At 61.3% G+C, this 346-nt stretch carries 1 protein-coding gene; it reads left to right on the top strand.

What is annotated here, in order from left to right; translation table 11 throughout:
• Window positions 1-346, top strand: a 346-nt coding sequence (locus BQ8482_RS30620) for a GTP-binding protein (RefSeq protein WP_244603059.1), incomplete at both ends; no start/stop codon positions are given.

Genomic DNA, 346 nt, shown 5'->3' with positions numbered 1-346 from the left:
TGAAGAACATGATCACCGGTGCCGCGCAGATGGACGGCGCGATCCTGGTTGTGTCGGCCGCCGATGGCCCGATGCCGCAGACCCGCGAGCACATCCTGCTGGCCCGTCAGGTCGGCGTGCCGTCGATCGTGGTGTTTTTGAACAAGGTCGACCAGGTCGACGACGCCGAGTTGCTCGAACTGGTCGAGCTTGAGGTGCGTGAGCTCTTGACCAAGAACGAGTTCCCCGGCGACGACATTCCGATCGTCAAGGGTTCGGCACTTGCCGCTTTGGAAGATTCCGACAAGAAGATCGGCGAGGATTCGATCCGCGAATTGATGGCGGCGGTCGACGACTACATCCCGAC

Source organism: Mesorhizobium delmotii (assembly GCF_900149755.1).
Lineage (GTDB): Bacteria > Pseudomonadota > Alphaproteobacteria > Rhizobiales > Rhizobiaceae > Mesorhizobium > Mesorhizobium delmotii.
The sequence above is the reverse complement of the archived record's forward strand: the minus strand, read 5'-3'. Positions and strand labels throughout refer to the sequence as shown.